Consider the following 21942-nt stretch of genomic DNA (forward strand, 5'->3'; position numbering starts at 1 on the left):
AAGCCTCGCTCCTACGAAAAGCAATTGTGCATCCAAGTCGGTTATCACAATCCGTAACATCGGCATGGCCCAAGCGCTTTGACACGACGCCCTCTCTGCGGCACAGTGCGCGCCCTCTAATAAAACCCATTCCTTGTTCCGCTGGCGGCTCTTCGCAGACTGCCGGCCGGGCTCATTTCGCTTGCCTAGAGGTAACGATGATTAATGCTGTAATTGCCGCGGTCGGCGTCATGCTGGTACTCAGCTTGTCCCGCGTGCACGTAGTGATCGCGCTGATTGTCGGCGCCCTGGTCGGTGGTTTGACCGGTGGCCTGGGCATCGACGCAACCCTCAAGGCTTTCAACAGCGGCCTCGGTGGCGGGGCAACGGTGGCGTTGTCCTACGCCTTGCTCGGCGCCTTCGCGGTGGCGATTGCCAAGTCCGGCCTGGCCCATGCGCTGGCTGACAAAGCCCTGGCGATGGTCGATCGCCAGCACGCCAACGGTGGCGGCTCGGTCAAATGGCTATTGATCGGCCTGCTGTGGGTGGTGGCGATCGCATCGCAAAACATTCTGCCGATACATATCGCCTTTATTCCGTTGCTGGTGCCGCCGCTTCTATATGTGCTGACCAAGTTGCAACTGGATCGGCGCTTGATCGCCTGCGTCATGACCTTCGGCCTGATCACGCCGTACATGTTCCTGCCGGTGGGCTTCGGCAACATTTTCCTGAATGAAATCCTGCTGGCCAACGTGGCCCGCAGCGGCGTGGACATCAGCGGCATCAACGTCACCCATGCCATGGGTATTCCGGCACTGGGCATGGTGGTTGGCCTGGCAGCGGCGTTTATCAGCTACCGCAAGAAACGCATCTATGACCTGGAAAAGATCGAGAAAGTCGAGCAGGTCGCAGTGGCGTACAACCCGTTGAGCCTGATGGTAGCCGGTGTGGCCATCGCGGCGGCGTTCATCATTCAGTTGCTGCTGGATTCGATGATCATCGGTGCGCTGTCCGGGTTCCTGATTTTCTCGGCATCGGGCATCGTGAAATGGCGCGACACCGACGACCTGTTCACCGAAGGCATGAAGATGATGGCGATGATCGGTTTCATCATGATCGCCGCCTCCGGGTTCGCCGAAGTGATGAAAGCCACCGGTGACGTGCAGACGCTGGTGCAAGCGTCTGCATCGTGGATCGGCCACAGCAAAGGCATCGGCGCGTTGTTGATGTTGCTGGTCGGCCTGCTGGTGACCATGGGCATCGGTTCGTCATTTTCCACCGTGCCTATCCTGGCGGCGATCTTCGTGCCGCTGTGCGTGCAGTTGGGCTTCAGCCCTATCGCGATCGTGTGCATCGTCGGCACGGCCGGCGCCCTGGGTGACGCCGGTTCGCCAGCATCGGATTCGACCCTGGGCCCGACCTCCGGTTTGAACATCGACGGCCAGCACCACCACATCTGGGACACCGTGGTTCCGACCTTCCTGCACTACAACCTGCCGCTGCTGGCGTTTGGCTGGGTGGCAGCGATGGTTCTCTGAACAACAGAGATCCAATGTGGGAGCGGGCTTGCTCGCGAAGACGGAGTGTCAGTCGACTTCATCATTGACTGACACGACGCCTTCGCGAGCAAGCCCGCTCCCACATTGATCTGTGTTTGCTTCACTCAACTTTTGATCTGGCCTGCCGTTACAGCCTTTAACCACGCCAATAAAATCAAAAGAGTGAACCGTCATGCGCATGAGCCTGAAGGCTAAAGTCCTGTCCCTTGCCGTTCTCCCGGTGTTGCTCTTCGCGCTAGTCATCAGCCTGACCACGCTGTTCATTCTCAAGGAACAGGCGCGCAAGGAGGTCGAGGAAACCCGCCAGAGCCTGCTCAAGGATGCCAAGGCTACCCTGCAAAGTTACGTGGCCGTGGCCATGACCGCGATCAAACCGCTTTACGACGCTGCCGCCCCCGGCGATGACGCGGCGCGGGCCCAGGTGGTCAAGTTGCTGTCGAGCATCAGCTACGGCAAGGACGGCTACTTCTTCGGCTACGACTCCAACACCGTGCGCCTGTTCAAGTCCAACAGCCCTGACGGCGTGGGCCAGAGCTTCAAGGACAACCGCGACCCGAACGGCGTCTACGTCAACCGCGACCTGGTGAAAGTCGCGAAGGACGGCACCCACTATCTGGAATACAGCTCGCCGCTGCCCGGCAACACCCAGGTGCTGGTGCCCAAGCTCGGCTACACCGAATACCTGCCGAAGTGGGACATGGCGGTCGGCACCTCGGTCAACCTCGACGGCATCGAAGCCCAGGTCGCGCTGGTGCAGGCCAAGGTCACCGAACGGATGGAAGGCGTGGTGCTGAGCATCGTCGGGATTGCCGTGGTGGTGTTGCTGGTGATTGCGGCGGCGGGGATGCTGCTGGCCAACGCGATTCTGCGTCCGCTGAATTTGATGAAAGCCAACCTCGATGACATCGCGGCGGGCGAGGGCGACCTGACCCGGCGCCTGACCATCACCAGCGAAGATGAACTCGGTCAATTGGCCGGTTCGTTCAACCGCTTCGTCGACAAGATTCACGGCCTCGTTCGTCAGATCACCGAAATGACCTCGCAGTTGACCGGGCTGGTGAACCAGGTGTCCGATCAGGCCCAGCGCTCGGATCAGGCGATGGAGCGTCAGCGTCATGAGACGGATCAGGTCGCCACGGCGATCAACGAGATGTCCGCCGCCGCCCAGGAAGTTGCCAAGAGCGCGCAGAACGCCGCCGTCGCCGCCCAGCAAACTGACGCCGAAGGCCAGGCTGCCAAGCGAGTGGTGGCCGGCAGCATCGTGAAGATTCATGCATTGGTGGACGACATCCGCACCAGCGGTGTGTCCCTCGACAGCCTGCAAAAAGACGTGTCATCGATTGTCAGCGTGCTCGGGGTGATCCGTTCGATTGCCGAGCAGACCAACCTGTTGGCCCTCAACGCGGCCATTGAAGCTGCGCGCGCCGGTGAGGCCGGTCGTGGCTTTGCGGTGGTGGCGGACGAAGTACGCGCGCTGGCCAGCCGCACGCAAATCAGCACCCAGGAAATCCAGGGCATGATCGACCGTTTGCAGGCCGGTACTCAGTCGGCGGTGGAAGCCATGCGCCGTTCCAGCGAGGCCGGCGACGGCACCTCGGCCCAGGCCAACGAAGCGGGGGCTTCGCTGGACACCATGGCGCAGTTGATCGGCACCATCAACTCGATGAACGCGCAGATCGCCAGCGCTGCGGAAGAACAGACGGCAGTGGCGGAAGAGATCAACCGCAGCGTGCATCAGATTGCGGTGGCGGTGGACAGCGTGGCGGATGAGACTCAGCTCGGTGCGCAGACATCGCGCAGCCTGGCGGACCTGGGCCAGCGTCTCGGTAAATTGGTCGGGCAGTTCCGGATCTAGAACGCGACACGCTCCCTGTAGCAGCTGGCGCAGCCTGCGTTCGGCTGCGCAGCAGTCGTTAACCCTAGCCTCGCGGTTTACCTGACACACCGCGCGGCCTGATTTCGCGACTGCTTCGCAGCCGAACGCAGGCTGCGCCAGCTGCTACAAGGCAACTATGGTCTGTCCCAATAGGGCACGGTTCCGAAACACTCCACATAAAAATCAATCACCGTCCGCACCTTCACCGACAACCGCCGGCTACCCGGCCACAGCACGGCAATTTGCTGCGGCTCCAGGCTGTTGGACACTTGATATTCTCCCAGCACCGGCACCAGCGTGCCTTCGCGCACCGCTTCGCCGATCAGCCATGACGGAAACATCACCAACCCCAGCCCCTGTTCGGCGGCCTGGGTCAGGGTGTCGGCGTGGTTGCCGGTGATCGGTCCCTTCACCGAGTACGGCGTCCAGTCCTCTTGCCCCTGACGAAAGAACCAGCGCTGCTGACCCGTCACGCCTTTGTAGGCCAGGCATTGGTGCGCGGCGAGGTCTTCGGGATGTTGCGGGACGCCGTGGCGTTTCAGATAGGCAGGACTGGCCGCGACTTGAAAGCGATGCGGCGCGAGGATTCGCGCCTGCATGCTCGAATCGTGCAGCGGGCCGATGCGGAACAACAGGTCGGCGCCTTCCTGCAACGGGTCGACGTAGCTGTCGGTCTGCTGGATATCCAGTTGCAGCTTCGGATAGCGCTCGCACAACTGCCCCAGCCACGGCGTCAGATGCCGCTGGCCAAACACCACCGGCGCATTGATCCGCACCAGTCCGCTGGGTTCGCTTTGCTGTTCCTGCAAGGCCTGTTCGGCCTCTTCCAGTTGCACCAACACCAATCGCGCGTGATGCCCGAGCATGCGTCCGGCCTCCGTCGGCGTGACCGCGCGAGTGTGGCGGTAGAGCAATTGCTGGTTGAGGGCCTGTTCCATCAACTGGATCTGCCGGGAAATCGAGGAGGGCGCGAGGCCTTCGCGGCGGGCGACTTCGGAAAAACTGCCGTGGTCGAGTACTGCGACGAATAGCCGAAGCGCCTTGAATCCGAGCTCGTTGAGGCCGTGCATGGTGGGTCCTGCTGTGCGAGTTGCGCAAAAGTGTTGTCCGGATGCTCCCATTTATCGCAAAGGATCGCCAGCCGATAATGCGCGCCTTACTCACACAGCAAGAACACCACAATCCAATTGTGGGAGCGAGCCTGCTCGCGAAGAGGGCGTGTCAGTCGGCATTGATTTGACTGATACACCGCCTTCGCGAGCAGGCTCGCTCCCACAGGATCTGTGATCTTGACTGACAAATCGCAGGTTTTCCTTATGCAATCTCCTTCAATCGATAACGCCGGCGTTATCACAACGCCAACCACCAAACCCGGGTTGCGGCTATTGCTGCTACCCCTGGTCATCCTCGCCGGCATGGGCTTGTCCGTGGAGGCCGGTTTGCTCGGGCCGCTCGGGGTTCAGGTCGGGCATCTGTGGGCAACCCTGAGCATCTTCGGCGTCGGTTCGGCGATTCTGTTTCTGTTGCTGCTGTTCAGCGGCAAGCAACAGGGTCCGGCCCTCAGCGAATTGCCGCGTTGGCAGCTGATCGGCGGGTTTCTCGGGCCGATCTACGTGGTGGTGTTGACCATGGCCACGCCGCACATCGGTGTCGCCATGACCATGATTGCGATCCTCTCCGGGCAGGTCGGCAAGAGTGTGCTGATCGACCATTTCGGCTGGTTCGGCGCCACCCGCAAAAAGGTCAACGGTGAACGTTGGCTGGCCTTGCTGCTGATTGTGGCGGCACTTGTTCTGAGCGCTCGGGGTTGATGATGAATCTGATTATTTTGTTGGCCGTGGTGGTCGCGGCAGGTGCGGTATTAAGTATCCAGGCGGCGATCAATGGACGTCTCGGGGAAACCGTCGGCGTGTTGCGCAGCAGTTTGCTGACCTTTGTGGTCGGCGCGGTGGTCACCGGGTTGTTGATCCTGTTTTTTGAACCGGCCCACGCCGTGAGCCTGTTGGACGTGCCGAAATGGCAGCTCAGCGGGGCGCTGTTTGGCGTGGTGTACATGATGGTCATGGTCGGCGCGGTGCCCCGGGTCGGCACGGCGGTGGCGACGGTGGCGGTGATCGTCGGGCAACTGGGCATGGGCATGTTGATCGACAACTTTGGCTGGCTCGGCAACCCGGCGATCGAGTTGTCGGGGAGTCGGATCGTGGCGATGGTGTGTCTGGCGCTGGCGTTGGTGTTTATGTATCGCAGCAATTCGCGGCAGGCGTAACTCTGTCCCGTGTAGGAGCTGTCGAGTGAAACGAGGCTGCGATCTTTTGATCTTGATTTTTTAAGATCAAAAGATCGCAGCCTCGTTTCACTCGACAGCTCCTACAAGGAGACGCTTTCCAATGTTGGCTTCTACACTGGTAATACGGTGCGCATCCGTCGCGCCGGACGACCATAACAGTGGAGTCCGCCTCATGATCGACAGTGAAAGTATCTGCGACTGCCCGAAATGCTCCTGCAAACTGGGCCAACATCCGATTGCGCGTCACGGCAAGCACTACTGCTGCGAAGCCTGCGCCAAGCATCATGAGCACGGTGAAGAGTGCTCCAGCAAGGGCTGCAAATGCGCCCACGACTGACCGCTCATCAAAAAAAAGTGGAGCCACAGGGCTCCACTTTTTGTTTCTGACGCTCCTTGTCTTCCTTGTTCCGTTCAGCTCGCCGGTCGCCACGTGACGTTCTCGACGCCGAATTTTTCCGCCAGCGGTTTGCTGGTCTTTTGCACCTTCTCACGGCCAAAGCGCGGGATGCGGCCCACGCCGGCATCGCAACTTGCCCAATGCCAGGCCTCCGCGTTGTCCATCTTGTCCAGGCGGATAATGAAAGACTTGGGGGCGCCATGAAGGGTGTATTCAATGACGAATAGTTTTGCGTTGTTCATAAAGCCCGTATTCCTCCCTGTGGTAATACAGGGATCCCGGGCGTTGGCAAAAATTCACTCGGATTGTCAGACGGTGGCCGTCACTGGCGGCAACCCGAGTGCCTCGTTACCATGATGCTTCCCTGAACCCCAACGATCCTCGTCTATGGCCCTTGCCGCACCCCCCGACCTGACTGACACCGATGTGCCCGTGCAGCCGCTGGCGCGCACTTATCCGCGTGGACTGTACATCGAGCCCCATGAACATGTCTGGGGCCAGTTGTTATACGCGATGAGCGGGGTTATGTGGGTCGAGACACCGCACGAGGCGCTGGTGGTGCCGCCGCAACGGGCGGTGTGGTTGCCGCCGGGCGTGCCCCATGGGATTCGCGTGGTCTCGGACTTGCAGATGCGCAATATCTACCTGCGACCGGCGCTGGCGGCGACCCTGGATGCCAAAGTGCAGGTGATCGAGGTCGGTGGACTGCTGCGTGAATTGATCGTCGGGCTGGTGGATCAGGGGGACAACGGTACGCCGGAGTATTACGAGGCGCTGGTTGGCCTGGCGTTGTTGGAACTGAAACGGGCGCGGCGTTCAATGCTGACCATCCCGTTGCCGGACGATTCGGATCGGCGCCTGCTGAACCTGTGCCAGGCCGTCATGGCCGCGCCGTCCCTGAATATTTCCTTTGAACAACACGCCGAAAACGCCGGGGCCAGCGTGCGCACCCTGGCGCGGTTGTTCAAGGACGGGCTCGGCATGGGCTTCGCCGAATGGCGGCGGCAGGTGCAACTGGCGACAGCGGCGGCGGAGTTGATCCAGGGCGTGCCAGTCAGCGTCATCGCCCGGGAACTGGGGTATTCGCCGAGCAGCTTCAGCGACATGTTTCGTCGGGAATTGGGTGTGGCGCCTTCGCAGTACACGACAGGACAACACCCATCCCTGTAGGACCGTAGGACCGTAGGACCGTAGGAGCTGTCGAGTGAAACGAGGCTGCGATCTTTTGATCTTGTTTTTAAAAAAGCAGAATCAAAAGATCGCAGCCTCGTTTCACTCGACAGCTCCTACACAGCTCCTACACAGCTCCTACACAGCTCCTACACAGCTCCTACACAGCTCCTACACAGCTCCTACATTCGATCATCACGTTTTGTCCGATATTCAGAAGCCCTTGGCCGATGGGTTTCGTTGCCTTTCTCTAGACTTCTCGCATACCCCCTGTGCCACGGAGTCTGTCATGAACTACCTCATCTCGCTGGGCATCGGCCTGGGCGTCGGCCTGCTTTACGGCGCTTTGGATTTTCGCTCCCCGGCGCCTCCGGCCATCGCGCTGGTGGGGTTGCTGGGCATGCTGGCCGGCGAGCAGTTGTGGCCCATGGGCCGGCAGTTGATCGCCGGTTGGCTCTCCTGAAAACCTTTCATCAATTCAAATGGAAACGCCCATGAAAGCTCTGCAATTCGACAAGACCGGCGACCTCTCTTCCCTGCGCTACGTCGAGGTCCCGACCCCGGTGGCCGGCGCCGATGAAGTGCTGGTGCAGATCAAGGCCGCGGGCCTGAACCCCAGCGATGTGAAGAACGTGCTGGGACGTTTTCCCTACACCACGCTGCCACGGATTCCCGGTCGGGATTTCGCCGGGGTGGTGGTGCAAGGCCCGCAGGCAATGATCGGTCAGGAAGTCTGGGGCACTGGTCGCGAGCTGGGCTTTTTTGCTGACGGTTCCCACGCGCAGTTCGTCAAGTTGCCGGCCAATGGCGTGGCACTCAAACCGACTCACCTGAGTTTCGCCCAGGCCGCCAGCCTCGGCGTGCCCTACACCACGGCGTGGGATGCGCTGGAACGCAGTCTGGTGACATCGGGTACGCGCTTGCTGGTAATCGGCGGCGGGGCGGTGGGCAGTGCGGCGCTGGCACTGGCGAAAATCCGTGGCGCCCAAGTACTCGCGGCGGCGCGGAGGGTGGAGCAGGTCAAAGAGTTGCAGGCGCAGGGTTTTCAGACCTTGCAACTGGACAAGCCCGAAGACCTCGGCGCGCAAGTGAATGCCGTGTACGCCGGTGGCGCTGACGTGATCTTCGACACCACCGGTTTCTGGCTGCCGGCCTCGGTACCGGCACTCGCGCCGTTTGGCCGCATCGCGATCATTGCCGCGCCGGTGGACGGCCTCGTGCAATTGCCGGCGCTGGCGTTGTATCGCAAGGGTGGTTCGGTGGTCGGGATCAACTCGCTGCTGTATGGCGTGCAGGCGTGTGCGGGGATGCTGGATCAGTTCGGCAAGTTCTTCGATCAGGATCTGTTGCCGTTGCCGGAAGGGCTGGTGGAATCGCCGTTGGCCGAAGGCGTGGCGCGGTATGCCGAGGTGAATCAGGGCAGTGGTGACAAGGTGATTTTGTTGCCTTAAACACTAACCACTGTGGGAGCGGGCTTGCTCGCGAAGACGGTGTGTCAGTCAATACATTCGGTGACTGACACACCGTCTTCGCGAGCAAGCCCGCTCCCACATGGGTGATCGGTTTAGGCTTCGGGCACACCTTTCTCCCAAGCCGACCAATTCTTCAGAATGTCCTGCACCAACGGATTCCCCGTGCGGTAGAGGTTTTCCAGTGCCGGCACAAACCCGCCCTGATCCGCGTACTTGAGCAAATTATCCACCTCACTCTGCCCCGGCGCTGGCCGGTCGAAGTCGGAACCGGCGCGCACCACCGCCAGGCGCTGCACATCCACCAGGCCTTCACGACTCGCCCGCAGCAGCGCTTCGTAGGTGGAGTTGTCTTCCTGCTGAGTCGTGCAGTACTCGCCTTTGTTATCGGTCAGCAACTTGGTCCAAACTTCCGCCCGTTCGCTCAAACGCGTGCCGGAAAACCAGGTATTGCCCGCGAGCGTGTCGCACTTCGTCACTACCGGCGGTTGATTGGCCGGGGCTGACGGGTACTTCACGCGCCAGGCTGCCGATTCCTTGCTCTCGCTCAGCTCGACTTTGTGTGACAGGGCAAACGCCTTGGCGAGCAGTTTCGGATTGAGCTCGAAGACTTCGGTCTTGTAGTCCAGTGGCGGTTTTTCGTTCGGGCCTTTGGTGTTGATACCGATGTAGCCGGTCGGCCAGTCTTTCGGCGCGTCCCGGGAATCGATCTCCCACTGGGTTCCGAATTCCACCAGGTAATGCGCCCAAGCAGCGGTGCCGATGGTCCCGTGTTTCGGGCTGATACCGGCAATCCCGGCGATCAAAAAGTAGCTTTTACGCAGGTCGAATTTCGACGACAGCGCCAAGGCCAGGGTCGATGCCGCCGCGTTGGTCTGGCCCATGCCGGTGACCATCAGGCACACCTGCTGCGTGTTGCAGCGAATGTTCGGGTACTCGGCGGACAGGCCCGGTACGCGGATTTCCTGCTTGAGTTCCAGGCGCTCGATCCAGTTCTGCGCCTCGGGGGCGAACATGGTGATCAGCATCACTTTCGGCTGGATCGGTGCTTCGCTCGCCCACGCGGTGGAAGCGAGCAGGGTGCCGCAGGCCAGGCCAACGGACAGGGACAGACGCGTCATTGCTTGCATAAAACCTCCTTAGAATTGATAACCGATGCCGGCGTAGTAACCCCAGCCATTGGAGCGGGCGCGGAAGTCGCCATCGCCGAAATTCAGCTCGCTGCCATCTTCCCAGTTGCCGCCGTTGTGGAAGTAACGGCCGACCAGGGTGAAGCGCAGGTGCGTGAACGAATACAGCAATACGTTGGTGGCCACGGTGGCGTTGGCGGTGCGCGCCGGGTTGTCTTTGTGCAGGTCGGAGCCGAAGTCGAAGTTGGTGAAGCCGATGTAGGTCAGCGACGCGCCATTGCTGAAGCTGCTGATGGGCACGATGTATTTCAACTGGGCGCGGTAGCCGTCCCAGGAATACTCGTTGCTGGCGCCGTAGTTTTCCCACTGGTAGCGACCGTAGAAGTTGGCCGACAGGTTGACCCGCGAGTGGGTGTCGATGTCGGTGCCCAGACCGCTGTACAACGTGTTGGCGCGGTTGCGGGTGTTGCTGCCGTGGTCGTAGATCCAGTCGAACGCCACATACCATTCCTTGAACGGCCCGACGGCCAGGCTGCGACCGGCCAGGTAGTCGATGGAAATGCGCGGTTCGTGCTCCATGAACAGCGGCGAACCGTGGTCCCACGCGCCTTTGTCATGGCTGTTGCCGATGTCGAAGATTTTCGGGATGTCGACGTAGCCGTACAACTCGAACGGTCCCTTGCGGCCGAAGTATTCGTATTCCAGGTACACATCGTCGGACGGTTGCGGGCCGAAGCTGATGTCCTTGCTGCCGATGACCGTCAGGTCCTGGTTGAACCAGTCCGACAGGTACGCGCCTTTTTTCGGTGGGCTGGCTTCGGGGCTGAGGGTTTCGCCCTGGGCGGATTCTTCGGCGGGGGCGGGTTGCGCCAAAACGGTGCTGCTGAGTAGTCCTGTAACGCTGGCCAGTAGCAAAGAAACAGCAAAGGAGCGCGAGCAAGTCACGCGGCTGGACATGCGGTGCATTAAAAGTCCCTTTTCGTGCGGATCGAAGGCCCGGTTTTTCGGGCTTGCGCGGTTATGTAGCGAAAACGCCGTCATCGGCGACTCGCAAACGTTTGCACATCTCATACCAATTGTTACAAATCCATGAAAAACCGAAGAAATCGGCGGTTTTACTGTCCTTTTGATCAGGTAATTAACCAGCATCCACACATCCCCTGTGGGAGCGGGCTTGCTCGCGAAGGCGGCGGCAAATCCAGCATTGATGTGACAGACAGATCGCCTTCGCGAGCAAGCCCGCTCCCACAGGGAAAAGGGGGCTTGCGCACGAAAGTATTAATGCTAATTAACCCGCGCCGGATCCCGGACCATCAACTAACGTGCCGGAATGAAACGGTTTTTTTCAGCCGGTCGCAGTCTTGATTCGCGTGTCATTGGATTCATGGCCAGGGTGGCCGACATAGCACGCCCTTCAAGGAAGAATGGTTAACCACGAAAAGGAACTGCCCGTGGACTTGAGATCTGTCATCGCCCCGATTTTCCGCGTCTGCCCTCTTTCTCTGGCTGTCCGCCTCGGTATCGTCGGGGTGGTGGCCACGCTCTCAAGTCCTCAAGTGATGGCCGCCTGTACGCCCGGCAGCCCGGCAGCGGGCGGGACGGTGACCTGTAGCGGCGTGCCGTCGTTGCCGTTGTTCCTCAATACCTTTTCCAGTGCGGTGAATGATCTGACGGTCAACGTCGGTTCCGCCGCGCAACTGAACGCCACCCTCGGCGGGCAGGTGCTGAACCTCACGGGCAACAACATCACGCTGAACAACGCCGGGCTGATCGACCCGGCCATGCTCGGCGCAGTGACCTTGCTGAGCGCGGGCGCGGTGATCGGCAACGCGGGCGCCTCGGTGGTCAACGTCACCAACGCCGCCACCGGCATTATCCGTGGCACTGGCGACTTGCTCGGCGTCAACCTGAGCAGCCTCAACGGCATGGCGTTGAACATCAACAACGGCGCTGGCGGCAGCACCAACATCGTCAACAACGGCACCCTCGGCTCGACTGCGCTGTTGAACATCACGCTGTTCTCGGCTGATACCCCCATCGTCGCGGCGCAGGGCGGCGCCCAGGTCAATGTGATCAACGCCGGCACCATCAACGGCCGGATGGCCTTCGAGACCTCGGCCAGCGGCAACACGTTCGTCAACTCCGGCACCATCAGCGGTGGCGTGTCGATGGGCGATGGCAGCACCAACACCTTCACCGCGATTACCGGTTCGACCATCTCCAACGGTGGCGGTATCGGCCTGGCCCTGGGCGGGTTGATCGGCGTCAACCTGACCTTCGCACCCACCGGCCAGATCGACGGCGGCGCGGGAGGCATTAACTCGCTGATCCTGCAAAACCCGATCGGCATCGGCGGCGGCACCTCGGGCGTCGGCGTGGTGTCGAGCGCCAACTACGTCAACTTCAACAACCTGACGGTCAACAGCGGCACCTGGACCTTGCAAGGTCCGCTGATCACCGGCAGCACCACGCTCAATGGCGGTATCGCCCAGTTCAACAACAACGCGACCTTCGGCAGCGGCGTATTGACCTCCAATGGCGGCGGGTTACAGGCCAGCAGCGGCGGCTTGTCGTTGAGCAACTTGATCAACCTCGGCGCCAGCGGCATCCAGCTGCTGGGCACCAACGCCATCACCCTCGGCAACGTGATCAGCGGCAGTGGCGGCATCACCAAGAATGGCACCGGGCAACTGGTGCTCAACGGCGCCAACACGTATCTGGGCGCCACCGCCCTCAACGGCGGTTCGGTACAACTGGGCAACAACCTGGCGTTCAGCACCGGCACGGTGACTGTGGGCGGTTCGACCGTGCTGCAGGCGCCGGGCACCATTACCCTGAACAACAACATCGTGCTCAACAGCGCCATGGGCACCTCCGGCGTCGGCAGCCTGACCCTGTCCGGGCTGATCAATGGCGCGGGCGGTATCTCGAAAAACGGTAGCGGCACCTTGGCGCTGACCGGCAACAACGCCAGTTATACCGGCAGCACCGACCTCAACGCCGGCACCTTGAGCCTGGGCAACAACAATGCGCTCGGCAGCGGCTCGCTGAACGTCAACGCGGCGGCGAGTCTCAATACCACAACTGGCGTAACCCTGAATAATTCGGTGGCGCTGAACGGCAATCTGACCGTCGTGGGCAGCAACGCGCTGACCCTCAATGGCCTGATTTCCGGCAGCAGCGGCTTGATCAAGAATGGTCTGTCGACCCTGACCCTGAGCGGCAATAACACCTATCTGGGCCCGACCGCATTGAACGCCGGCGGCTTGCTGCTGGCGTCCAACACCGCGCTGGGCACTGGTGCGCTGAACGCCGCTGCCGGCACGTCCTTGGACACCAGCGTGGCGGTGACGTTGGCCAACGCGGTCAACCTCGGCGGCGACCTGACAATCGGCGGCACCCAGGCATTGGGCCTGACCGGCGCGATCAACGGCGCGGGCGGACTGATCAAGAATGGCAGCGCCGCACTCACCCTCGGCGGCACCAACGGTTACGCCGGCGACACCACGCTGAACGCCGGCTCGCTGATTCTCGGTTCCAACACCGCGCTGGGCCTGGGCACCTTGAACACGGCGGCGGGCACCACACTGGATGCCAGCTCCACGGTTGCGGTGACCAACGCGGTGAACACCACCGGTAACCTGAACATCGGCGGCAGCGCCAACCTGACCCTCGGTGGCGTGGTCGGTGGCAGCGGCAGCCTGACTAAAAACGGCGCCGCTAACCTGACGCTCAATGGCGCCAACACCTTCCTTGGCGGCACCACTCTGAACGCGGGCACCCTCACCGTTGGCAACGCGAATGCCTTGAGCAGCGGCGTGCTGACCGTGGCCGGTGCTTCGACGCTGGACAGCAGCAGTGGCGTTGCCATCGCCAACGGCATTGCGATAAACGCCGACCTGATCATCGGCGGCACCAACCAACTGACCCTTGATGGCGTGCTGAGCGGCACCAATCAATTGATCAAAAACGGCGCGGCCAACCTGGCCCTCAACGGCATCAACACCTTCCAGGGCGGCAGCACGCTGAATGCCGGCAGCATCACCGTCGGCAACAGCGCGGCGCTGGGCACTGGCGGCCTGACCGTGGGCGGCGCGAGCACGCTGACCGGCAGTTCGGCCCTGAGCTTGGCCAACGCCATCACCCTCAATGCCAACCTGACCACTGGCGGCGCCAACGCGCTGACCCTCGACGGCGTCATCGCTGGCGCTGGCGGGTTGATCAAAACCGGCGCTTCCAGCCTGACGCTTACCGGTGCCAACACCTACACCGGCACCACGGCGCTGAATGCCGGCAGCCTGATCGTCGGTTCCAATACCGCGCTGGGTTCTGGCGCGTTGAACGCGTCGGGTGGCACCACCCTTGATGCCAGCGCTGCATCGACCCTGGCCAACGCGGTCAACCTGGGCGGCAACCTGACCCTCGCCGGCACCAACGCGCTGACCCTTAACGGAGTCGTCAGCGGCATCGGCGGGCTGATCAAAAACGGTGCGGCCGACCTGACCCTCAACGGCAGTAATAACTACCTCGGCGCCACCGCGCTAAACGCCGGCAAACTGATCGTCGGCGCCAGCGGTGCCTTGGGCGCCGGTGCGTTGAACGCGGCGGCCAACACCACCCTCGACAGCAACACCGCCGTCAGCCTGAGCAATCAGGTGAACCTGGCCGGTGCCTTGAACGTCGGTGGCTCGGCTGACCTGACCCTGACCGGGCTGGTCAACGGTGCGGGCAACCTGGTGAAAAACGGTGCGGCGAATCTGGTCCTCAACGGCGCCAACGGTTTCCTTGGTGGCACCACGTTGAACGCGGGCACCCTGACCGTCGGCAATGGCTCGGCGCTAGGCCTTGGCGGCCTGACCGTCGCTGGCGCGGCAACCCTGGACAGCAATGCCCCGGTCAGCCTCGGCAACAACGTGGCATTGAATGCCGACCTGACCGTCGGCGGCACTCAAGGCCTGACCCTCGGTGGCGTGATCAGCGGCACCAGTCAACTGATCAAAAATGGCGCGGCCAACCTGACCCTCAATGGCGTCAACACCTACCAGGGCGACACCACCCTGAATGCCGGCAGCCTGACGTTGGGCAACGGCGCGGCACTCGGTACTGGCGCGTTGATCGTGGGCGGCACCTCGACCCTCGACAACAGCGCGGCTTTCACCGTGGCCAACGCCATGACGCTGAATGCCGATTTGAACATCGCAGGCAACAACAACCTGAACCTCGGCGGCGTCATTGACGGTGCCGGTGCGCTGAACAAAAACGGCCTGTCCGACCTGACCCTCAGCGGCAACAACAGCTTCACCGGGGCCTTGAATATTCTGTCCGGCAGCGTCACTGCCGCCAGCACCGGTGCACTGGGTAACACCTCCGGAGCTAACATCAGCGCTGGCGCCAGCCTCAATCTCGGCACCGATGCCAGCCTCGCCGGCCTCAATGGCAGCGGCGATGTGTTGATCGGTTCGGGCAACACCTTGTCGGTGGGCGGCGTCAGTACCACCAGCACCTTCGACGGCGGTTTGGCTGGTCCTGGCGGCTTGACCAAAGTTGGCACCGGTACATTGAACCTCACCGGTATCAACGGCCTCACCGGTGACACCGCAGTCAACGGCGGCACCCTGGACCTCAGCGGTTCGCTGGGCAGCGCCAACGTCAACGTCAACACCGGCGCAACCCTGACCGGCACCGGCTCGGTATTGGGCACGCTGAACGTGAACAACGGCGGTCATCTGGGCCTGAGCAGCGGCAACACCTTGTCGGTCGGCGCGCTGGCCCTGAACAGCACCTCGAATATGGACGTCGCCCTCGGCGCACCGTCCACCAGCTCGCTGCTGAACATCGGCGGCAACCTGACTCTGGACGGCAACCTGAACGTTGCGGATGCCGGTGGTTTCGGCGTCGGCGTGTATCGCTTGATCAACTACACCGGCAGCCTGTTGAACCTGGGCATGAATATCGGCGCCATCCCGGTCGGCTACAGCCTCGCGGACCTGGCGCTGCAAACGTCGATCGGCAATCAGATCAACCTGCTGGTGACCGCGCCTAACGTCAGCCTGCGTTTCTGGGACGGCAGCCAGACCTTGCCAAACGGCACGGTGGATGGCGGCTCCGGAACTTGGAATGCCGGCAGCACCAACTGGACCTCGGCTGATGGTTTGACCAATCAAACCTGGGCCAGCGACTTCGCGATCTTCCAGGGCACGGCGGGCAACGTCACGGTGCTCGGTACGCAGACCTTTAACGGCATGCAGTTCGTCACCGACGGCTACAACCTGCTGACCGGTGCGGCCGGGCACCTGACGGCGGTCAACGGCACCGGCGGCAATGCGGCGATCCGGGTCGATCCGGGCTCGACCGCCACCATCGGCGTCGCCATCGACGGTGCGGCCACCCTGGCCAAACTCGACAGCGGCACCCTGGTGCTCAACGGCGCCAACACCTACAGCGGCGGCACCTTGCTGAACGGCGGCACGCTGGTGGTGGGCAACAACACCGCATTGGGCAGCGGTCTGTTGACTGCGGCTTCGGGCACCACTCTGGACAGCAACGCCGCCGTCACCCTCGGCAATGCCGTGGATCTGGCCGGCAACCTGAACATCGCGGGCTCCAATGCATTGACCCTCAACGGTGCGATCAGCGGCGTGGGCGGTTTGGTCAAGGCCGGTGGGTCCAACCTGACCCTTGGTGGCAACAACACATTCCTCGGTCCGGTGACGCTGAGTGCCGGTGGCTTGATTCTGGCCTCTAACACGGCACTCGGCGCCGGCGCGCTGAATGCCGCCAACGCCACCACTCTTGATGCCGCGACGGCGGTGACCGTCGGTAACGTGATCAATCTGGCCGGCAACCTCGGCATCGCCGGCAGTGCAGACCTGACCCTCAACGGCGCGGTCAACGGTGCGGGTAGCCTGAGCAAAAACGGCGCGGCCAATCTGACCTTGAATGGTGTTAACGGCTTCCTCGGCGGGGTTGCCCTGAACGCCGGGACCCTGACGGTCGGCAATGCATCGGGCCTGGGCCTGGGTAACCTGACGGTCGCCGGGGCCTCGACGCTGGACAACAACACGGCGCTGACCCTGGCGAATAACGTCGGCTTGAACGCCACGCTGGCGGTGGGCGGCAGCAATGACTTGACCCTCGGCGGTGTGATCAGCGGTGCCGGTGGCCTGATCAAGAACGGCGCGGCCAACCTGACCCTCAACGGTGTCAACAGCCAGCAGGGCGACACCACCCTCAACGCCGGCACCCTGACCCTCGGCAATGCCGCGGCGCTGGGTACTGGCGCCTTGACCGTTGCCGGAGCCTCGACGCTGGATAACAGCTCGGCGCTCAGCCTGGCCAACGACGTCAACGTCAACGCGGCGCTGAACGTGGCCGGCACCAATAACCTGACCCTGGACGGCATCGTCGGCGGCGCTGGAACCCTGAACAAAAACGGCGCGGCAGACCTGAGCCTCAGCGGCAACAACACCTTCAGCGGCACCTTCAATGTACTGGGCGGCAGCTTGAGCACCACCTCCGCCACGGCCCTGGGCAACAATGCCGGAGTCAATCTGGGCGCGGGCACCAGCCTCAACCTCGGTGCGTCCGGCAGTCTCGCCAGCCTTGCCGGCAGCGGTACGGCGTTGATCGGCGGCGGCAACACCTTGAGCATCGGCGGCAACAATGCCAGCAGCACCTTCGACGGTGTACTCAGCGGCAGCGGCTTGCTCGACAAACTCGGCAGCGGCACTTTCAACCTCACCGGCATCAACAGCCTGACCGGCGACACCAGCATCAACGGCGGCACTCTGAATGTCAGCGGTTCGCTGGACAGTGCCAACGTTGCGGTCAACAACGGCGGGACCCTCGCCGGCAGCGGCAGCCTTATTGGTGCAGTCAACGTCGCGGATGGCGGCCACGTCGCACTGGCCACCGGCAGCGCCTTGTCGGTGGGTTCGCTGGCCTTGAGTGGCAACTCCAACCTCGACGTCGGGCTCGGTGTGCCGGTGTCCGGCGGCGGTAACGCGCTGATCAATGTCGGCGGCAACCTGACCCTCGACGGTAACCTCAATGTCAGCGACATCGGCGGCTTCGGCAGCGGTGTGTATCGCATCATCAACTACACCGGCGCCCTGACCGACAACGGTCTGGCCGTCGGCACGGTGCCGGGCAGTGTATCGCCGGGCGATCTGCAAGTGCAGACCGCCGTGGGCAGTCAGGTCAACCTGCTGGTCAGTGCACCGAACGTCACCGTGCAATTCTGGGACGGCGCGCAATTGGTCGGTAATGGTGCAATCGACGGTGGCAGCGGCACGTGGAATAGCGGCACTACTAACTGGACCAATGTAAACGGCACCTCGAATCAGGCTTGGGCCAACAGTTTCGCGGTATTCCAGGGCACGGCGGGCAATGTCACGGTCGATGGCACGCACGCGGTTACCGGCATGCAATTCGTCACCGACGGCTACAGCCTGTTGAACGGCACGGCGGGCGCACTGAACCTGGTCAACGGCGGTTTGGGCAACGCGACTTTCCGCGTCGATCCGAACAGCACCGCAACCGTTGGCGTGGCCATCAATGGCGCCGGCACCCTGGGCAAATACGACACCGGCACCCTGGTGCTGAACGGTGCCAATGGCTACACCGGCGGCACCGCGCTCAACGGCGGCACCTTGGTGGTGGGCAATAACGGCGCGCTAGGCAGCGGCGTACTGACCGCCGCCAATGGCACCACGCTGGACAGCAACAGCGCCGTCAGCCTCGCCAACGCTATCGCGTTGAACGGTGGGATGAGCGTTGGCGGTTCAAATGCGTTGAGCCTCGATGGCGTTGTCAGCGGCACCGGCAGTCTGATCAAGAACGGCGCTTCCAGCCTGACCCTGAACGGCAGCAACACCTACGCGGGCGGCACGCAGTTGAATGCCGGTTCGCTGATCCTCGGCAACAACAGCGCCATCGGCACTGGCGCACTCGGCGTCGGTGGCAGTGCGCAACTCGACAGCAGCGCCGCCCTGCAACTGGCCAATGCCATCAATCTCACCGGACAGTTGACCCTGGCCGGCACCCAGGCCACCACCCTCAGCGGCATCATCGCTGGCACCGGCAGTCTGGTGAAAAACGGCAGCGGCGCGCTGTTACTCAGCGGCACCAATACCTACAGCGGCGGCACCACCCTCAACGCCGGTACCACCAGCGGCAACACCACCAGCCTGCAAGGCGCGATCCTCAACAACGCCGCGCTGACCTTCGAGCAAAGCAACAACGGCACCTACACCGGCAACCTCACCGGCAGCGGTACGCTGACTAAAAACGGTACCGGCGAATTGCTGCTCACCGGCACCAACGGCCTGACGGGCGACACCAACGTCCAGGCCGGTTCGTTGCTGGTCAACGGCACGCTCGCCAGCGCAAACGTGAACGTGGCGAGCGGGGCGAAACTCGGCGGCACCGGCCAGATCGGCGGCGCGGTGCAACTGGCCAGCGGCGCGACACTGGTCGGCGGTGGAAGCGTCACACCATTGTCGGTCGGCTCCCTGGTCTTGGCGTCGGGTACCAGCCTGGACTTCAGCCTCGGTTCGGCGACCAGCTCGACCAACGTGGTCAACGTCGCCGGCAACCTGACCCTCGACGGCACGCTGAACATCACCGATGCCGGCGGCTTCGGCACCGGTGTCTATCAACTGTTCCGCTACGGCGGCAACCTGACCGACAGCGGCCTGACCTTCGGCACATTGCCGGGTGGTGTAGCGTCCTCAAGCCTGTCCCTGCAAACCGCGTTGGCCAATCAGGTCAACCTGCTGATGCAGACGACCCAGGGTGAAGTGCAGTTCTGGAACGGCGGCAAAACCAACGCTGACGGCACGATCAGCGGCGGCGACGGCGTCTGGGGTTCTAGCACTAACTGGACGAACGCCAGCGGTACGGCAAGCCAGGGTTCGAGCGGTCAGTTCGCAATATTTGGTGGGCAGGGCGGCACGGTGACGGTGGTCGGCAACCAGGGCTTCACCGGGTTGCAGGTACTCGACAACGGTTATCGCCTGGTGCCAGGTGCCGACGGCAGCCTGACCCCAATCAACGCGGCGGATGGCAGCCTCGCGGCGGTGCGGATCAACTCGGGCGTCACCGCTGAAATCTCGGCGCCTCTGGTAGGCACCGGCGGCATCGAGAAACTCGATGCCGGCACCCTGGTGCTTAGCGGCGCCAACACCTACAGCGGCGGCACCATCGTCAGCGGCGGTACGCTGGTCGGTAACACCACCAGCCTGCAGGGACGTTTGGCGAACAATGCGCGGGTGCTGTTTGCCCAGAGCACTAACGGGCGTTTCAACGGTGTACTCAGCGGCACCGGTGATCTGGTCAAACAAGGCGCCGGCACACTGCTGATCGAGGGTGACCAGCCGTTCAGCGGCACCGTGGAAGTGGAGCAGGGCCTGTTGCAGGTCGGTGATGTTCCGTCGAACTTCGGCGGGCAGGTCACCGTGTTCAATGGCGCAGCCTTGACCGGTAATGGCAGCGTTGGTTCGGTGGTCAACCATGGGGTGTTCTCGTCCGGCGCCAATGGCGAAACCCTGAGCGTAACGGGTAACCTGACCAACGCGGCGGATGGCCTGTTGGCACTGACCGTCACCTCGCCGTCCGTCACACCGTTGCCAGTGGGCGGCACGGCAACGCTTGATGGTGCGCTGCAAGTCACCAATCTGCTGCCGTACTCCGGCGACACCACCTATAAGCTGATTACGGCGGGCGGTGGCGTCAACGGTACGTTCAGCGCAACCGATCTGCCGGAACGCGCGTTCCTCGACACCTCACTGGTGTACAGCGCCAACGAAGTCGATCTGGCCGTCAGTCGTAACCAGACGTCCTTCGCCACGGTTGCGGCCACGGGTAACCAACGCAGCACCGCGTCCGCGCTGAGCCGTAATGGCGTGGCCGGTGCGGCGTTGCAGAACGAAGTCATCAACCTGAGCACTGCCGGTGCCCGTGCGGCATTCGACAGCTTGTCCGGAGAGATTCACGCCAGTACCGCCAGCGCCATTCTCGAAGATTCGCGTTACATCCGTGACGCGGTCAACGACCGTATGCGCCAGCCGTCCTGCAGTGGGCCTGACGATCCTCGCCGCGCCCTGGCGCCTAGCGAAAATCGCCTGTCCAGCGGCGGCTGCCACGGCGAAATGGTCGGCTGGATGCGCGCACTTGGCGCCTGGGGCGAGATGGATGGCGACAGCAACAGCGCCAAACTTGATCGCAACCTCAGCGGCTTCATGCTCGGCACTGACAAACAGATCGACGATCAATGGCGTGCCGGGATGGCCGCCGGTTACACCCGCAGCGACCTGGATGCCCACGACCGCCGTTCCGACGCCACGGTCGAAAGCTACCACCTGGCGGCGTACCTCAACTCGCAGTTCGACGCCCTGGCCGTACGCCTGGGTGCCGCTTACAGCTGGCACGACATCGAAACCAAACGTGACGTCAACGTCGGTGGCTACAACGATCGCCTGAAAGGCGACTACGACGCCCGCAGTGCCCAGGTGTTTGGCGAAGTGGGTTACACGCTCGAAGCGGCAGGTATTGCGCTGGAACCGTTCGCCGGCCTGTCCTACGTCAACTACGACAGCGACACCGTGCATGAAAAAGGCGGAGTGGGGCGTCTGAAAGCTGATTCCAGCCAGGACATCACCTTCTCCACCCTGGGCCTGCGCGCCGGTAAAGTCATCACCCTGGCCAACGGCGGGCAATTCACCCCGCGTGCGGCCATCGGCTGGCGTCATGCCTTCGGCGACACCAAACCGGATGCCGACCTGAGCTTCATCGACGGCGGCGCCTCGTTCAGCACCCAGGGCGTGCCGATTGCCAAGGACAGCGCGCTGCTCGAAGCGGGCGTGGACTTCCAGATCAGCCAGAACGGCAAACTCGGCCTCGGCTACTCGGGTCAGGTGTCGGGCAAAAACGAAGATCACGCCATGACGATCAGTTTCAGCCTCGGTTTCTAACCGCGGTCGAAGCACTTTTAGCCGCCCGTAAGGGCGGTTTTTTTTGCCTGTCAGTCAGGGATGTGGAGGCTGTCAGGGCCCATTCGCGAGCAAGCCCGCTCCC

Annotated in this window: 13 protein-coding genes; 9 read left to right on the plus strand and 4 right to left on the minus strand. The window is 62.5% G+C overall.

Going from position 1 to position 21942, the window contains the following annotated elements:
* Positions 1–200: 200 nt before the first annotated feature.
* The gene (locus NK667_RS05710) at positions 201–1517 is read left to right on the plus strand and encodes a Na+/H+ antiporter family protein (RefSeq protein ID WP_161807692.1); all 1317 of its coding nucleotides are present in this window, start codon (positions 201–203) and stop codon (positions 1515–1517) included.
* A gap of 193 nt (positions 1518–1710) precedes the next feature.
* Entirely contained in the window at positions 1711–3393 is a 1683-nt protein-coding gene (locus NK667_RS05715) for a methyl-accepting chemotaxis protein (protein WP_054051592.1), read from the plus strand.
* Positions 3394–3548: 155 nt separating this feature from the next.
* Here the strand turns inward: NK667_RS05715 and NK667_RS05720 are convergent, their stop codons facing one another.
* Positions 3549–4484: a LysR family transcriptional regulator gene (locus NK667_RS05720; RefSeq protein ID WP_054617309.1), complete on the minus strand. Its 936-nt coding sequence runs from the start codon at positions 4482–4484 to the stop codon at positions 3549–3551.
* Positions 4485–4730: 246 nt separating this feature from the next.
* Here NK667_RS05720 and NK667_RS05725 point away from each other — a divergent pair, with 246 nt between their 5' ends.
* The 3 genes from NK667_RS05725 to NK667_RS05735 all read left to right on the plus strand — a co-directional run bounded on the left by NK667_RS05725 (position 4731) and on the right by NK667_RS05735 (position 6038).
* Positions 4731–5225 carry a DMT family transporter gene (locus tag NK667_RS05725; protein ID WP_054617308.1) on the plus strand — a complete coding sequence of 165 codons (495 nt, stop codon included), beginning with the start codon at positions 4731–4733 and terminating at the stop codon, positions 5223–5225.
* 2 nt (positions 5226–5227) lie between these two features.
* Positions 5228–5680 (plus strand): DMT family transporter, encoded by a 453-nt coding sequence (locus NK667_RS05730; protein WP_054617388.1) that lies wholly within the window; start codon positions 5228–5230, stop codon positions 5678–5680.
* Between the two features lie 193 nt (positions 5681–5873).
* Positions 5874–6038, plus strand: a complete 165-nt coding sequence (locus tag NK667_RS05735; protein WP_054617307.1) for a metallothionein — start codon at positions 5874–5876, stop codon at positions 6036–6038.
* A gap of 74 nt (positions 6039–6112) precedes the next feature.
* On the opposite strand, the gene NK667_RS05740 is transcribed toward NK667_RS05735, so the two are convergent.
* Positions 6113–6340, minus strand: coding sequence for a DUF6555 family protein (locus NK667_RS05740; protein WP_054051602.1), 228 nt, complete (start codon positions 6338–6340; stop codon positions 6113–6115).
* Positions 6341–6485: 145 nt separating this feature from the next.
* Here NK667_RS05740 and NK667_RS05745 point away from each other — a divergent pair, with 145 nt between their 5' ends.
* The 3 genes from NK667_RS05745 (at position 6486) to NK667_RS05755 (ending at position 8719) form a co-directional block, all read left to right on the plus strand.
* A complete protein-coding gene (locus NK667_RS05745) occupies positions 6486–7268 on the plus strand; it encodes an AraC family transcriptional regulator (protein WP_054617306.1) in 783 nt (260 codons plus the stop codon).
* 289 nt (positions 7269–7557) lie between these two features.
* Entirely contained in the window at positions 7558–7731 is a 174-nt protein-coding gene (locus NK667_RS05750) for a DUF1427 family protein (RefSeq protein WP_082356724.1), read from the plus strand.
* 31 nt (positions 7732–7762) lie between these two features.
* The gene (locus NK667_RS05755; protein ID WP_054051607.1) at positions 7763–8719 is read left to right on the plus strand and encodes a quinone oxidoreductase family protein; all 957 of its coding nucleotides are present in this window, start codon (positions 7763–7765) and stop codon (positions 8717–8719) included.
* A gap of 113 nt (positions 8720–8832) precedes the next feature.
* Here the strand turns inward: NK667_RS05755 and NK667_RS05760 are convergent, their stop codons facing one another.
* A complete protein-coding gene (locus tag NK667_RS05760; RefSeq protein WP_054617305.1) occupies positions 8833–9867 on the minus strand; it encodes a purine-nucleoside phosphorylase in 1035 nt (344 codons plus the stop codon).
* 9 nt (positions 9868–9876) lie between these two features.
* On the minus strand, positions 9877–10833 hold the full coding sequence (locus tag NK667_RS05765) for a nucleoside-specific channel-forming protein Tsx (RefSeq protein WP_054617304.1): 957 nt from the start codon (positions 10831–10833) through the stop codon (positions 9877–9879).
* A gap of 593 nt (positions 10834–11426) precedes the next feature.
* On the opposite strand from NK667_RS05765, the gene NK667_RS05770 reads away from it, so the two are divergent.
* Entirely contained in the window at positions 11427–21839 is a 10413-nt protein-coding gene (locus tag NK667_RS05770; protein WP_283777348.1) for an autotransporter-associated beta strand repeat-containing protein, read from the plus strand.
* Positions 21840–21942 lie beyond the last annotated feature (103 nt).

The sequence above is a fragment of the Pseudomonas nunensis genome (assembly GCF_024296925.1).
In the GTDB taxonomy this organism is placed as follows: domain Bacteria; phylum Pseudomonadota; class Gammaproteobacteria; order Pseudomonadales; family Pseudomonadaceae; genus Aquipseudomonas; species Aquipseudomonas nunensis.

Bases quoted from the DNA above. Each gene is read 5' to 3' on its own strand.
- NK667_RS05770 (WP_283777348.1), top strand. From the start codon at position 11,427: ATGGCCGCCTGTACGCCCGGCAGCCCGGCAGCGGGCGGGACGGTGACC.
- NK667_RS05750 (WP_082356724.1), top strand. From the start codon at position 7,558: ATGAACTACCTCATCTCGCTGGGCATCGGCCTGGGCGTCGGCCTGCTT.
- NK667_RS05720 (WP_054617309.1), bottom strand. From the start codon at position 4,484: ATGCACGGCCTCAACGAGCTCGGATTCAAGGCGCTTCGGCTATTCGTC.
- NK667_RS05730 (WP_054617388.1), top strand. From the start codon at position 5,228: ATGAATCTGATTATTTTGTTGGCCGTGGTGGTCGCGGCAGGTGCGGTA.
- NK667_RS05725 (WP_054617308.1), top strand. From the start codon at position 4,731: ATGCAATCTCCTTCAATCGATAACGCCGGCGTTATCACAACGCCAACC.
- NK667_RS05755 (WP_054051607.1), top strand. From the start codon at position 7,763: ATGAAAGCTCTGCAATTCGACAAGACCGGCGACCTCTCTTCCCTGCGC.
- NK667_RS05745 (WP_054617306.1), top strand. From the start codon at position 6,486: ATGGCCCTTGCCGCACCCCCCGACCTGACTGACACCGATGTGCCCGTG.
- NK667_RS05740 (WP_054051602.1), bottom strand. From the start codon at position 6,340: ATGAACAACGCAAAACTATTCGTCATTGAATACACCCTTCATGGCGCC.
- NK667_RS05735 (WP_054617307.1), top strand. From the start codon at position 5,874: ATGATCGACAGTGAAAGTATCTGCGACTGCCCGAAATGCTCCTGCAAA.
- NK667_RS05715 (WP_054051592.1), top strand. From the start codon at position 1,711: ATGCGCATGAGCCTGAAGGCTAAAGTCCTGTCCCTTGCCGTTCTCCCG.
- NK667_RS05765 (WP_054617304.1), bottom strand. From the start codon at position 10,833: ATGCACCGCATGTCCAGCCGCGTGACTTGCTCGCGCTCCTTTGCTGTT.
- NK667_RS05760 (WP_054617305.1), bottom strand. From the start codon at position 9,867: ATGCAAGCAATGACGCGTCTGTCCCTGTCCGTTGGCCTGGCCTGCGGC.